Genomic DNA, 13,850 nt, shown 5'->3' on the forward strand with positions numbered 1-13,850 from the left:
AATGGCGGATTGTTCAGGCCTGCCGCGACGGCGCGAGCACGCGCCGGGCAACCAGCAGTCCGACCAGCGTCACGGCGATCAGAATTCCGGAGATTGCCGCGACGCGCACATCGAGCGATTCCTCGATCAGCGCGAACATGCGCAGCGGCAAGACGGTCGTTCTGGCGTCGGCGAGGAAAAGCGATACCGACACATTATCGAGCGACTGGATGAAGACGAGGAATGCGCCGGCCAGGATGCCGGGCATCAGCAGCGGCAGGGTCACGCGCCGCAATGTCATGAACCAGCTCGCGCCCATCGTCGTCGATGCCTCGGCAAGCGAGGGATTGAGGCCCTGGGCGACGACGGAAGCGGCGCGGTACATCAGCGGCCCGAAGACCACGACATGGCCTGATACGGTCAGCCAGAGCGACGGCTTGAAGCCGATGAAATTGGCGACGATCAGGGCGGCAAGGCCGTAGACGAGGCTCGGCAGGACGAGCGGGGCGAGCAGCAGTGGCTCGATCGTGCCGACCGCGCTGCGCTTCATGCGCGTCATGCCGATGGTTGCCGGAACCGCAAAGATCAGCGATCCGAGGACGGCAAGGCCGGCGATCTTCAGCGAATTCCAGGCGGCGATATGTTCGGTTGCCGAGCGCACCGGATCGAGCAGCGCCGCATACCACCTGAGCGAAAAGCCCTGTGGCGGATATTTCAATGTCTGCCCCGAGGTAAACGACATCGTCAGCGCAATCACGATGGGTGCCACGAGATAGATGACGCAGAGGCCGCCGAAACCGTAGACGAATGCCTTATAGAGCATGACGGGAATGGGATTTTCGCGACGATCAGGCATGACCGACCAACCTCCTGTGACGGGACATCATGGTAAGGGCGACCAGCAGGCAGCCGGTGGACAGCAGCAGAACGACGGCGATGGCCGAGGCCAGCGGCCAGTCGAACAGCGTGCCGACTTCGCGGTAGATCAGCTGCGGCACATAGACGTTGCGCGCACCACCGATGACGGCCTGGGTGACGAAGGAGCTGCTGGTGCTGGCAAAGACCAGAATCCAGCCCGCCAGCAGGCCCGGCAGCATCAGCGGCAGAAGCACGGTGACAAAGATGCGCCAGGTGCCGGCGCCGGAAACCTGAGCCGCTTCCGTCAGTTGCAACGGCGTGCGCGACAGGATGGCAATCAGCGGCAGGATGATCAGCGGCAGGTCGATCTGGCACATGGCCATGACCAGGCCGAGTTCGGTAAACAGCAGGCTGGTCGGCATTCCCGTCAGGCCGAGCGCGACCAGCGCTTCGCTGATCGGCCCCTGGCGTCCGAGGATGACGATCCAGGCGAAGGTGCGCACGACATTGCTGGTCAGCATCGGAATGAGCGTCAGGAAAATCAGCACCTGCCGAAGGTTTCGGCCGCCGTGCCAGTAGAGGAGTGCGATCGGTACGCCGAGCAAGGTCGTGCCGATGACGGTTTCGAGCCCAAGCCTTGCGGTATTGACGAGGACGCGGAAATTGAACGCGTCGCCGAAGAAGCGGGCATAATGTTCGAGGGTCGCTCCGCCGGGGCCGGCGAAGCTGAAACCGACGAGGACGGCGAGCGGCGTTGCGAAGAACGCCACGGAAAGCAACAGCATCGGTAGGACGTATGGGAAGCCGCTCGCCTTCATCACATCACCTCAACCGGCAACGAGGGCGTCGAACTGGCGGATCCAGCCGTCGCGGTTCTTGTTGATCGCGACCCAGTCCGGATAGACCATGGTCTTGATCTGGTCGCGGGTGACATAGGCTTCGATGCCCGGCGTCAGCGCCACGTCCTTGTTGGTCGGGAACATCTCGGTCGGCGGCTCCTTGAGCTGATCCTGGGCGGCCTTGGAGATCGCGGCATCCATATAGGCATAGGCCGCATTGAGATTGGCCGTGCCCTTGGTCAGGTGGATATTGACGGGGGCTGCCGGCGAGCCGGTTTCGGGTTGGACGAACTCGGCGTTGAGGCCGAGGCTCTTCAGGCGGGCGACGTTGCCGGTCGAGCACATGAAGACGGCGATTTCACCCTGCTGAAACAGCGTCATCTGGTGGTTGGTGCTGTCGACCACGCCCTTCAGATGCTCCGGATGATCCTTGAACAGCTTGAAGACCGCGTCCATGTCGTTGGGGCCGGAACCGAAGATCTTGGCGATCTCGGTATAGGCCATGACGGCGGTGTTCGAGGCAAAGCCGGTCCAGGAAACTTTGCCGCTATAGGCCGGGTTTTCGAAGAGATCGCGATAACCCTTCGGCTTCGGAACGAGATCGGGATTGTAGGCGATGCCGTTGACTTCGATGGTCACGGTCGGGCCGTATTCGCCCTGGAAGGACGGATCGAGCATGCCCCAGTTCTTGAGCTTGCTCGGATCGATCTTCTGGATGAGATCCTTCTCGATGGCGACGGCCATCTGGCCGGGCGACATCAGCAGCGTGTCATAGGGCGGGTTGCCGGGGCTCGCCATGATCTTGGCAAGCTGGTCCTGCGCCATCGCCGGGGCAATGGTCAGGTCATAGCCTGCATCCTTGACCATCGGCGTCAGCACTGTGCGGTAGGCGTCTTCCCAGCTGCCCGGGAAAGTGGCGGCAACGGCTCCGCCGCCGGCAGCGCGGGCGGCAAATGGAAGCATGGCCGATGCGGCAGCACCGGCCGCCAGGAAACCGAACCCACGACGGGTAATCTGAAAGTCCTTCATCACGTTCACCTCTGTTGAATTGTTTCTTCACTCATGATTTCCGGTTCGGCCGGAAAGGCGTGACACCTTGCGGTGTCGATCTCGGCAAATAGCTGCGTTCCCGGTTCGGGAATGAATGTGGTGGGTCCCCTGACCTCGGAGGCGCGCAGGCCCGTGCCGTCTTCCAGAACAAGGTCATGGACGAGGGAAGGGCCGAGCGGCACGGAAACCGTCATGCGAACCGGCAGGGTGCTCTCGCTTGGCTGCGTCGACAGGCGAACCTCTTCCGGCCGGAAGGTGATCGTGACCTTCGAGCCGAGGGTGAAATTCAACCGGCGCGGCAGGAGCAGGGTCCGGTCATTGGCAAGGCCGATCAGCGTGCTGTCGGCATCGAGGCGCAGCACCGTTCCATTGAGCAGGTTGGCCTGGCCGATGAAGGTGTTGACGAAGAGCGTCTTCGGGCGATCATAGACGGTCATCGGCGTGTCGATCTGCTCGACATTGCCCTTGTTCATCAGCACCAGGCGGTTTGCGAGGCTCTGGGCCTCCTCCTGATCATGAGTGACGATCAGCGTCGTGATGCCGAGCGTCTTCTGCAGGTGCAGCAGCTCCACCTGCAGATCGAAACGCAGGGCGCGGTCGAGCGCGCCGAAGGGTTCGTCTAGAAGCAGAAGGGAGGGGCGCCCGGCGATGGCGCGGGCGACGGCGACGCGCTGCTGCTGTCCGCCGGAGAGTTCCCGCGGCAGGCGGTTGCCATAATCCTTGAGCCTGACGAGAGACAGCATCTCCTCGACGCGCGCCTTGCGCTCGGTGCGGGGAAGCTTCTGGCAGGCGAGCGGATAGGCGATGTTTTCTGCGACCGTCAGATGCGGAAACAAAGCATAGTTCTGAAAGACCATGCCGACGCCGCGTGAGCGGGCCGAGACATCGGCCAAATCTCTCCCCCCGAGCACAATCCTGCCGGTCTTCGGCTGGATCAGCCCGGCAATGGCGCGCAGCACGGTTGATTTGCCGCAGCCGCTCGGCCCGAGCAGGGCAACGATCTCGCCGGCCTCGATATCGAAGGCCACGTCGCTGATGGCATTCTGGCCACCATAGCTGTGGGTGAGGCCCTGAACGCTGAGCCGTTTGCGTTCAGCCATATTCGGTATGCCTGGCATAGGGCCTCCCTGGTTCTGGGTCGAGGTCACGGATTGCTGCGCGGTCTCCGGCACAAGACGGAGATGCGGTCCAGCGAGAAATTTTGTGTCGAGCTTGTTCATGAGAAACGAATTGCAAGCGGCGTGCCAGTTTTGCCAATCGCCGTTGATGACGGTTCCAAGACTATGAAAATAAAGCGATATTTTTGACTTATAAAGTTTCGAAAGTTTGTAATAATGATTATTCGATTTGAAATTCGTATTTGCTTTTTGTATAAATTTTCGCCAGCGCCGTATATTAAATGGGCATCAAATAGAAATAGCCACGGCCCCTGAGCGGGTGATCAAGCGCCGAAAAGCGCGGGATTTGGCATCTGAAGAGGTGTTTTTGGGTCTCGTGAGCAAATAAGGCGGTCAAAAGTGATGCGGCAGGGCAGGGGAGCGTAAAAATTGTGCATCATATGTTCGAAACTTTATGCGAATTATATTGCGAAACTCTGTCCGAAATGTCGTCATCAACAAAAGTCCTATTGATATCAGATATTTATTGATCAAGAACTGCAAATGGCACGGCGATTGCATGGGTGATCCCGAGAATTCACCGATACAAAAATGAAGGGGATCACATGATGCGCATCCAGAAAATCTTGCGGGCCGGAGTTGCCGGAGCGATGGTCACTTTGATCGCGACCTCTGCTTACGCTGCCGGAGGTGCCGCCGAGAAGATGGCGGCCGACGCCGATGTCGCCAAGCTCCCCGGCGTCGTCCTCACGCAAAAATTGGCCGACGGGCTGCCGCCCTCCATCAAGTCATCGGGCGTGCTGAAGGTCGCGACCGACCTGACGCCGCCGATCAGCTTTCATGGCGAAGACGGCAAGCTGATCGGCATCGATGCCGATATCGCTGCCGCACTCGGCGTCATCCTGGGCCTCGATGTTGAGATGACCGATGTCGGCGCAGGTGCCGCAATCGTGCCCTCCATATTGGCGAAGCGCTTCGACCTCTCGATCTCGGGCATCAACGACGATCCGGAGCTGGAAAAGCAGGTCGACGTCATCGACTATATGTATGACGCGACGACGATCATGACGATCAAGGACAATCCTCTCGCCATCAAGGGCATGGAGGATCTGTGCGGCAAAAAGGTCGCCGTTCCCGTCGGTACCTTCCAGGCGAAGATGGTCGAGGCGGCATCGGCCAAATGCGCGACGCCGGTCAACATCATGTCGATCCCGAAAATGCCGGATGTGCTGCAGGCCGTCCGCACAGGGAGGGCTGACGCCACGGTCAACGGTTACGCCACCAGCGTCTACACGACCGAACACCAGACCGGAAACGGCAAGGGGCTGCAGGCGCTGCCGGATATCCGCCTTGCCGTCGGTTATCTCGGCATGCTGACCGCCAAGGACAATCCGCAGCTGCGCGACAGCGTCGTTGCCGCCTTGCAGCAGATGGTGGACTCCGGCGCCTACGAGACCATTATGAAGAAGTGGAGCCTGGGACCGCTGGCCGTGAAGACCGTCAAGGTCAACGATGCCGTCAGCATGCCCGCGGATTGACGCCGATGGCCCTGTTTCAAGCGTCACCCATATCGCTCTCCCTTGCGCCATCGGTCGGAAGACCGATGCGTTGGGGCCAGATCGCAACCGGTGCCATCGCGATTTCAGCGCTGGCCTTCTTCGCGCTCGTCGTCGGGCAGAGCCAGAGCATCCAGTGGTCCGAGATCCCCCGCTACCTGGTGGATCCTTCGATCCTGCGCGGCGTGCTGCTGACGCTTGAACTGACGGCAGGCGCCATGGTGTTCGGCATCGTGCTCGGATGCCTGCTGGCGCTGATGGCGACGAGCCAGAACCTGGTTCTCAAGGTGATCGCCGCCGGCTTCGTCTGGTGGTTTCGCGGCGTGCCGCTGATTGTCCAGATCTTCTTCTGGTTCAATATCGCCCTCTTCATCCCGCAGGTCGGGATGGGAAGCTTCACCATTTCGATCAACGATCTGGTGACGCCGGCCCTGGCCGGCTTCCTCGCACTCGGGCTGCATGAAGCCGCGAACATGTCGGAGATCATCCGCGGTGGCCTGATTGCGGTCGATCGCGGCCAGCGCGAAGCGGCCACCGCGCTCGGGCTGAAAAAGACACAGACGTTTCTGACCGTCATCATGCCCCAGGCTACGCGTATCATCGTGCCGCCGACGGGGAACCAGGCCATCGGCATGCTGAAGGCCAGCGCCATCGTCTCGGTCATCGGCATGCAGGATCTGCTGACGCAGGCCCAGGCGATCTACGCCCGGAACTTCCTCGTCATCGAACTGCTGTTCGTCGCTTCGATCTGGTACCTCGCCATCACGAGCGTCGCATCCATAGGCCAGCACTATCTCGAAAAGAGTCTCGTTCCGAAAGGCCGGACAGCGGAGAAGCCTCGCGCTCCCGGACGGGCGTGATCGCGGATCCATCGACCTGAATTGAGATCAACAACGAAGGGTCGCCAGTGCAGCGCGCCCCATCAGGAAACAGCAGAGGAGCATGACATGAAATTGGGAATCGACAGCATAAAGCTGCCCGAGGCAAAGAAGCGGGGGCCTCTGGCAAGCCTTGATCACGTCAAGGAACTTGGGCTCGCAGGCATTTTCTTCAGTACGGCGCTGGACATGAGCCCTGATCTCGACAGCGGCCTGCTGCGCGAGATCAGGGCGAAGGCCGACGACCTTGGCCTCTATCTCGAAAGCGGCATCGGCAAGATCAATCCCTATTGCAGCGCCGAGGAACCGGCGCTGCGGGCAGCCGGCGGCGGCGATATCATCGCCGGTTTCACGCGCATGATCGAGGCAAGTGCCGCGATCGGCTGCCACGAGCTCTGGGTTGCTCCGGGCAATTTCAAGAGCGAATATCGCGGCCGGCTGGCCAATGACCGCTTCCGCACCGATGTGACCTGGGAAGAGCAGCTGCTCGGGATCGAAAAGGTCCTCCGCAAGCTGGCGCCCGTCGCCCGCGCCAATGGCGCGCACATGAACATCGAAACCCACGACGAGATCACCTCCTTCGAGATCCTGCGATTGATCGAGAAGGTCGGCGCCGATTGCGTCGGCGTCGTCTTCGACACCGCAAACGGACTGCAGCGGGGCGAGCATCCGGTCTTCGCCGCCAAGCGGCTGGCTCCCTATATCCGCCAGACCCATGTCAAGGATGCCTATGTCGGGCGTGCTCCCGGTGGTCTCGATTTCCAGACCAGGCCCGTTGGCGGCGGCATCGTCGATTTCGCTGCGATCCTCCCCATTCTTGCGGAGGCCAACCCCGCGCTGAACCTGTCGCTGGAGGTTGCCCAGTCTGTCGCCGACAAGCCCCGCAGGGCCAATCCGCGCCAGTGCATCGAGATCGACGATCCTATCTGGCGCGCCGGCCACCCCGACCTGACGGCGGATGAGCTCGCGGCCTATATGGCGATGGTGGATGCCTATGAGAAACGGGTCGCCTCAGGGGCTGTTCTCGACTGGGAGGCCTATGAGAGCAGCCGCTACGGCTATCCGACCTATGAGGTGCAATCCTACGGTTTCGACGAGGCAATCGCTTTTATCCGGCAATCGGCGCGTCATGTCGAGACGGTTTGCGCTGAAAAGGGCGTTGCCCTGTCGGTGCCGGAAAAGAAGCAGAAAGCAGCTTGAGTCCCGAGGCGGTGCCGGTTTTTCCATCGGCACCGCCTATCGAAATGCTGGCGCCGGAATTATTTACGCAAAAATATTCTTATGGAAATAATTATGGCGCTTGGATATCTGGTGATCAATCGAATCCACGCCGAGCCGCCAGAGGCAATTTGGAGACTGCAATGAGGAAGATGCGCCGTCAGAGTGCCAAAGTGATGACAGCGGCCAATGGGCCGGTGGAAAGCACCGATACCAATGACGATGTTTCGGAACGCATCCGCTCCACGCTTGCCGCCGCCATCGGCGAAGGGGCGCTGAAGCCCGGCACCAAGATCCTGGAGGAAGCGATCGCCGAGCATTTCGGTGTCAGCCGAACGGTGGTGCGCGGGGCGCTCGGCGTGCTTGAAAGCGACCACCTGCTGGAGCGGAAGAGAAACCGCGGCACTTTCGTTGCCGAGCCGAGCGTCGAGCAGGCCAAGAGCCTTTTCGAGGCGCGCCGGAAGATCGAGGGCCTGCTGCTCGAACTGGTGATCGACCGCGTCACGCCCGAGCAGCTGGATGCGCTGCAGAAGCTGACGGATGAAGAAGAGCACATCCACCACCATGGTGACGAAAAGTCGAAGACGGTTCTGTCCGGCAAGTTCCACATCGTGCTTGCCGAAATCGCCGGCAACCCGGTGCTGACGGAAGTGCTCGCCAAGATCGTCGCCCGGCTTTCGCTGGTCATGTCCTTGTACGAAGAGGACCGCAAGGACGACTGCGGCGCGGACCACCATCGCATGATCGTTGCCGCCCTGAAGGAGAAAAACCTTGCCAAGGCGCAACAACTGATGGACCACCATCTCGCCGACATCGAGGGTCGCGTGCGTCTGACCGAAGGGCAGGGCGACCGGCACACATTCCTGGCCGTGCTGGAGAATTTTTCCTGATGGAGACCCGCGCGTATCGGATAACGGCTTCCATCGCGCGGGTGTGGGGCTTTCCTGCCGCCTGAGCTCGGTCACGCCGTCCAATCATCTCGCCGCCATGCTGGCTACCAGATCGCTGAACCTCTCTCCCTGAATGCCGACATGCGTCCGCAGCAGGCGGCGGGCTTCATCTCCATTTCCGGCAAAGATCGCATCGACGATGGCGCTATGTTCTGAGAAGGAGGTCGACAGGCGGTTGCGCACGCGCAGCTGGAGGCGGCGATAAGGCCGCAGGCGGCGGTGCAATTGCACACATTGCTCCTCGAGGAATTCGCTTCGGCCGGCTGCATAGATGGCCTTATGGAATTCCTCATTGTCGTAATAATAGGCATCGCTGTCACCGGCCGCGGCTGATTGCTCGCAGCGGCTGTGGGTGGCCGTGATCGCTTCCCGGGAAGCCTTGTCCAGCCGTCGTGCGGCGAGCGACCCGGCCAGGCCCTCCAATTCGGCCATCACCTCGAACATCTCGTAGACGCGGTGCGGCCCCGGATCGATGACGATTGCGCCTCTGCGCGGTCGAATTTCGATGAGGCCGATCGCATCGAGCTGCATCAGCGCCTCGCGCACCGGCGTGCGGGAGACCCCGAAACGCGTCGCAAGCACCATTTCGTCGAGCCGCTCACCTGGGGAGAACTCGTTGGAAAGAATTGAATTTTCAATCTCATCACGAAGCCATCGGCCGACATTCTCGGACATTCGTTTCAATTCCCTCATACATAAAAGCACTTCTTGTATACACGATCATTGACCTAGTGTACGAAGAGTGGCATTCTACATACTACCGGTGAAACCCGACGATGGGAAGCAGCCGTCAAACGGTCCGCACCCAGCCGGCCGGTAGAAGAGAGGAGAATGGCATGTCTGAGGCTTCCTTCTTCACCGACATGCTGCAGAGCATCACGGATCGCGGACGCCAGCTTCTGTTTTCCGGCTCCCGCGCCACGCAGGTCGCAGCCAAGGCCGATCTCCAGACACTCTGTGAAATGCTGCTGTCGAGCCGGGGCGAAGCCTCGGGCATGGCGTTTGCGGCCGAGATACTCGATCGCTGGGGCGCGCTCGAGAGCGAGGGCGCGCAGGCATTCCTCGATATGCTGCATGAAAAGTTCGGGCCCGACACGGCCAAGCTCGACCAGGCGATCGAAAATTACCGCACCGACAAAAGCTCTGCCGCGATCATCGCGCTCCACCAGGCAGCCGAGCCGCGGCGACAGGAGCTTCTGCGCCGATTGAATCACGCGCCGAACGGCACCGCCAAGCTTGTCCGGATGCGTGAGCAGCTGCTTGCTTCCAAAGACCAATCCGCAGGATATCACGCGCTTGACGCCGACTTCACGCATCTGTTCGGCTCCTGGTTCAATCGCGGCTTTCTCACGCTGCGCCCCATCGACTGGTCGACGCCGGCCTACATTCTTGAAAAGATCATCAAATACGAGGCCGTGCACGAGATCGCCGGCTGGGAGGAATTGCGCAGTCGTTTGGCACCGGCCGACCGCCGATGCTTTGCCTTCTTCCACCCCCGACTGGCCGACGAGCCGCTGGTGTTCGTCGAAGTGGCGCTGACACGATCCGTGCCCAGCGCGATCGGAGATGTGCTCGTCGAGGGCAGGGAGCAGATCAATGCCGACGAGGCCACGACGGCTGTCTTCTATTCGATCTCCAACTGCCAGGATGGCTTGCGCGGAATCTCGTTCGGCAACTTCCTGATCAAGCAGGTCGTGGAAGACCTGCGCAGAGACCTGCCCGGCCTGAAGAATTTCGTCACGCTGTCGCCCGTTCCAGGCTTTGCCCGCTGGCTTGCCAAGGCGCGTGCCTCGGCCGCCGACCGGTTGCTGCCGGAAGCGACCCGCGAAACGCTGATGCTGCTCAACGATCCGAGCTGGCCTGACAACGAGAATACGGCGAGCGAAGTGGAGCGCGTGTTGCTGCCTCTTGCCGCGCGCTATTTCCTGACCGAACGGACGCCGGAGGGCCGCCCCATCGATCCTGTCGCCCGCTTCCATCTCGGCAACGGCGCTCGACTGGAAAGACTGAATTTTCTTGGCGACCGCTCGAGCAAGGCGATGCAGCAGGCCCACGGCCTGATGGTCAACTACCTCTACAAGCTCGACGACATCGTGGCCAACCACGAGGCCCTGGCGCAGCGCGGCGAAGTGATTGCCTCGCCCGCCGTCAAGAGCCTGCTCAACCAGAACGACGAAAGCCGCCGCGGCGGCAATGGCCAGCAAGGCTCCCGGCCATTCGCACAGATAATGAACTCAACGCTTGGAGGAGGGCGAAAGTGAGCAACCATCTTTTCGACGCCATGCGGATGGCTGCGCCCGGTGACGCACCGTTCATCCGGATCGATAGCACGCGCACATGGACCTATGATGACGCGCTCGCTCTTTCCGGCCGCATTGCCGGCGCGATGGACACGCTCGGCATTCGCCCCGGCGACCGGGTGGCGGTGCAGGTCGAGAAAAGTGCCGAGGCACTGATCCTCTATCTCGCCTGTCTTCGAACCGGCGCCGTCTACCTGCCGCTCAACACCGCCTATACGCTGGCTGAGCTCGATTATTTTGTCGGCGATGCGGAGCCGCGTTTGGTGGTTGTTGCGTCGGCTGCGAGAGAGGGCGTGGAGAAAATCTCCAAGCCTCACGGCGCAATCGTCGAAACGCTCGATGCCGACGGCAGCGGCTCGTTGCTGGATCTCGCACGCGATGAGCCGGCCGACTTTGTCGATGCCTCGCGTTCCGCGGATGATCTGGCTGCGATCCTCTACACGTCGGGAACGACCGGACGCTCCAAGGGGGCGATGCTCACGCATGGGAACCTGCTCTCGAACGCCCTGACCTTGCGAGACTATTGGCGCGTCAGCGCCGGCGATCGGCTGATCCATGCCTTGCCGATCTTCCACACGCATGGGCTGTTTGTCGCCACCAACGTCACGTTGCTCGCCGGCGCCTCGATGTTCCTGCTGTCGAAGTTCGATCCGGAGGAGATCCTGTCGCTGATGCCTGAGGCAACGATGCTGATGGGCGTGCCGACCTTCTACGTGCGTCTCCTGCAAAGCCCGCGCCTCGACAGAGGGGCGGTCGCCAGCATCCGCCTCTTCATTTCCGGTTCGGCTCCCCTGCTGGCAGAAACCCATACCGAGTTCCAGGCGCGTACCGGTCACGCCATTCTCGAGCGCTACGGCATGACGGAAACCAATATGAACACGTCCAACCCCTATGAGGGCAAACGGATTGCCGGAACGGTTGGTTTCCCGCTGCCTGATGTGACGGTGCGCGTCACCGATCCCGCCACCGGGCTCGTGCTGCCACCTGAAGAGACGGGAATGATCGAGATCAAGGGACCGAACGTCTTCAAGGGCTATTGGCGCATGCCGGAAAAGACCGCGGCCGAATTCACCGCCGACGGTTTCTTCATCAGCGGCGATCTCGGCAAGATCGATCGGGAAGGTTATGTCCACATCGTCGGTCGCGGCAAGGATCTGGTGATCTCGGGTGGATACAACATCTATCCGAAAGAGGTCGAAGGCGAGATCGACCAGATCGAGGGTGTGGTTGAGAGCGCTGTGATCGGTGTGCCGCATCCCGATTTCGGAGAAGGCGTAACGGCCGTCGTCGTGTGCAAGCCCGGCGCTGTCCTCGATGAAAAGACCATCGTCAGCGCCCTCCAGGACCGTCTCGCCCGCTACAAACAACCCAAGCGCATCATCTTCGCCGACGACCTGCCGCGCAACACCATGGGTAAGGTTCAGAAGAACATCCTGCGGCAGCAATACGCCGATCTCTACACCAGGAGGTAAGGCGACCGCGCCCTCTGGGAGGAGGGTGCGTCGACATCCAGCATCGATCTTAAAACAGCAACTACGGCGCTGGAGGCGTCGGAGGGAGGGGAATCATGGGTATTGAATTACTGGCCATAGGCCTGCTGGTCGCTATGTTCATCATTGCGACGATCCAGCCGATCAACATGGGCGCGCTCGCCTTTGCCGGCGCCTTTGTGCTCGGCTCGATGATCATCGGGATGAAAACCAGCGATATTTTTGCCGGCTTTCCGAGTGATCTGTTCCTGACGCTCGTCGCCGTCACCTACCTCTTCGCCATAGCGCAGATCAACGGCACGATCGACTGGCTCGTCGAATGTGCCGTCCGCCTGGTGCGCGGGCGGATCGGCTTGATTCCCTGGGTGATGTTCCTGGTCGCCGCCATCATTACCGGTTTCGGTGCACTTGGGCCTGCCGCGGTCGCCATTCTCGCGCCCGTCGCGTTGAGCTTTGCCGTGCAATACCGCATTCACCCGGTCATGATGGGCCTGATGGTGATCCATGGCGCGCAGGCGGGCGGCTTTTCGCCGATCAGCATCTATGGCGGTATCACCAACCAGATCGTTGCGAAGGCCGGCCTGCCTTTCGCGCCGACCTCGCTGTTTCTCTCCAGCTTCTTCTTCAACCTGGCGATCGCGGTGCTGGTCTTCTTCATTTTCGGCGGCGCCAGGGTGATGAAGCAAGAACCCGCATCATTTGGCCCCTTGCCCGAACTCCATCCCGAGGGCGTATCGGAGTCGATCAGAGGTCACGGCGGCACGCCTGCAAAACCGATCAGGGAGCATGCCTATGGCACGGCGGCTGATACCGCGACGACATTGCGCCTGAACAACGAGAGAATTACCACCTTGATCGGCCTGACGGCGCTCGGCATCGGCGCCCTGGTTTTCAAGTTCAACGTCGGCCTCGTCGCCATGACCGTGGCTGTCGCCTTGGCGCTGCTGTCACCGAAGACCCAGAAGGCGGCAATCGACAAGGTCAGCTGGTCGACCGTGCTGCTGATATCAGGCATCATCACCTATGTCGGCGTCATGGAGAAGGCCGGGACGGTCGACTACGTGGCGAACGGCATATCCAGTCTCGGCATGCCGCTGCTGGTAGCACTCCTGCTTTGCTTTACCGGCGCCATCGTCTCGGCCTTTGCATCCTCGACCGCGCTGCTTGGCGCGATCATCCCGCTTGCCGTCCCATTCCTCTTGCAAGGACATGTCAGCGCCATCGGCGTGGTCGCGGCGATCGCGATCTCGACGACGATCGTCGATACCAGCCCATTTTCCACCAATGGCGCCCTTGTGGTCGCCAACGCGCCGGACGACAGGCGAGAGCAGGTGCTGCGACAGCTGCTGATATACAGCGCGCTGATCGCGATCATCGGCCCGATCGTCGCCTGGTTAGTGTTCGTCGTGTCCGGGCTGGTGTGACGACCGGCTGCCAGGAACCATCGCTTTCCGCCGCAGGTCATGGCCCGCGGCGGCCAACGCATCCGGATCAAAGAGCGCGCTTGTCCGAAACTTCCCTTGATGCTAGGAAATTTGCATGGACAACACCGTGATCAGCACTTTCGTGATGATGATGCCGCGCTCATAGCGTGGCGGGTTTCGTGCGTCCAGA

At 61.1% G+C, this 13,850-nt stretch carries 12 protein-coding genes; 7 read left to right on the forward strand and 5 right to left on the reverse strand.

Features of this window, described 5'->3' with window-relative positions; genetic code table 11:
- Nucleotides 1–13: 13 nt before the first annotated feature.
- From GR198_RS30445 to GR198_RS30460, 4 genes are read right to left on the reverse strand one after another with little or no spacing between them, the layout of a single operon-like run.
- A complete protein-coding gene (locus GR198_RS30445) occupies nucleotides 14–835 on the reverse strand; it encodes an ABC transporter permease (protein ID WP_029872674.1) in 822 nt (273 codons plus the stop codon).
- Nucleotides 828–1,655 (reverse strand): ABC transporter permease, encoded by an 828-nt coding sequence (locus GR198_RS30450; RefSeq protein WP_029872675.1) that lies wholly within the window; start codon nucleotides 1,653–1,655, stop codon nucleotides 828–830. Before GR198_RS30450 ends, GR198_RS30445 begins: the two co-directional genes overlap by 8 nt.
- Nucleotides 1,656–1,664: 9 nt before the next feature.
- A complete protein-coding gene (locus tag GR198_RS30455; RefSeq protein ID WP_210163742.1) occupies nucleotides 1,665–2,714 on the reverse strand; it encodes an ABC transporter substrate-binding protein in 1,050 nt (349 codons plus the stop codon).
- The gene (locus GR198_RS30460; protein WP_029872677.1) at nucleotides 2,711–3,946 is read right to left on the reverse strand and encodes an ABC transporter ATP-binding protein; all 1,236 of its coding nucleotides are present in this window, start codon (nucleotides 3,944–3,946) and stop codon (nucleotides 2,711–2,713) included. The genes GR198_RS30455 and GR198_RS30460 overlap by 4 nt, the downstream gene beginning before the upstream one ends.
- A gap of 503 nt (nucleotides 3,947–4,449) precedes the next feature.
- Between GR198_RS30460 and GR198_RS30465 the strand changes: the two genes are divergently transcribed.
- The 4 genes from GR198_RS30465 to GR198_RS30480 all read left to right on the forward strand — a co-directional run bounded on the left by GR198_RS30465 (nucleotide 4,450) and on the right by GR198_RS30480 (nucleotide 8,386).
- Nucleotides 4,450–5,382, forward strand: coding sequence for an ABC transporter substrate-binding protein (locus tag GR198_RS30465; protein WP_029872678.1), 933 nt, complete (start codon nucleotides 4,450–4,452; stop codon nucleotides 5,380–5,382).
- Between the two features lie 5 nt (nucleotides 5,383–5,387).
- Nucleotides 5,388–6,260 (forward strand): amino acid ABC transporter permease, encoded by an 873-nt coding sequence (locus GR198_RS30470; RefSeq protein ID WP_029872679.1) that lies wholly within the window; start codon nucleotides 5,388–5,390, stop codon nucleotides 6,258–6,260.
- An 87-nt stretch (nucleotides 6,261–6,347) separates the two neighbouring features.
- The gene (locus GR198_RS30475) at nucleotides 6,348–7,478 is read left to right on the forward strand and encodes a sugar phosphate isomerase/epimerase family protein (protein WP_029872680.1); all 1,131 of its coding nucleotides are present in this window, start codon (nucleotides 6,348–6,350) and stop codon (nucleotides 7,476–7,478) included.
- A 161-nt stretch (nucleotides 7,479–7,639) separates the two neighbouring features.
- On the forward strand, nucleotides 7,640–8,386 hold the full coding sequence (locus GR198_RS30480) for a GntR family transcriptional regulator (protein WP_017990491.1): 747 nt from the start codon (nucleotides 7,640–7,642) through the stop codon (nucleotides 8,384–8,386).
- An 84-nt stretch (nucleotides 8,387–8,470) separates the two neighbouring features.
- Here GR198_RS30480 and GR198_RS30485 read toward each other — a convergent pair whose 3' ends face one another.
- Nucleotides 8,471–9,121, reverse strand: coding sequence for a GntR family transcriptional regulator (locus GR198_RS30485; protein WP_026158550.1), 651 nt, complete (start codon nucleotides 9,119–9,121; stop codon nucleotides 8,471–8,473).
- A 161-nt stretch (nucleotides 9,122–9,282) separates the two neighbouring features.
- Between GR198_RS30485 and GR198_RS30490 the strand changes: the two genes are divergently transcribed.
- From GR198_RS30490 to GR198_RS30500, 3 genes are all read left to right on the forward strand, one after another.
- Complete coding sequence (locus tag GR198_RS30490; protein WP_164070151.1) at nucleotides 9,283–10,707, forward strand: malonyl-CoA decarboxylase; 1,425 nt, start codon at nucleotides 9,283–9,285, stop codon at nucleotides 10,705–10,707.
- Nucleotides 10,704–12,218 (forward strand): malonate--CoA ligase, encoded by a 1,515-nt coding sequence (locus tag GR198_RS30495; RefSeq protein ID WP_029872682.1) that lies wholly within the window; start codon nucleotides 10,704–10,706, stop codon nucleotides 12,216–12,218. The genes GR198_RS30490 and GR198_RS30495 overlap by 4 nt, the downstream gene beginning before the upstream one ends.
- Nucleotides 12,219–12,313: 95 nt before the next feature.
- Complete coding sequence (locus GR198_RS30500; RefSeq protein WP_029872683.1) at nucleotides 12,314–13,660, forward strand: SLC13 family permease; 1,347 nt, start codon at nucleotides 12,314–12,316, stop codon at nucleotides 13,658–13,660.
- Nucleotides 13,661–13,850 lie beyond the last annotated feature (190 nt).

The sequence above is a fragment of the Rhizobium leguminosarum genome, assembly GCF_010668065.1.
Classification (GTDB): domain Bacteria; phylum Pseudomonadota; class Alphaproteobacteria; order Rhizobiales; family Rhizobiaceae; genus Rhizobium; species Rhizobium leguminosarum_S.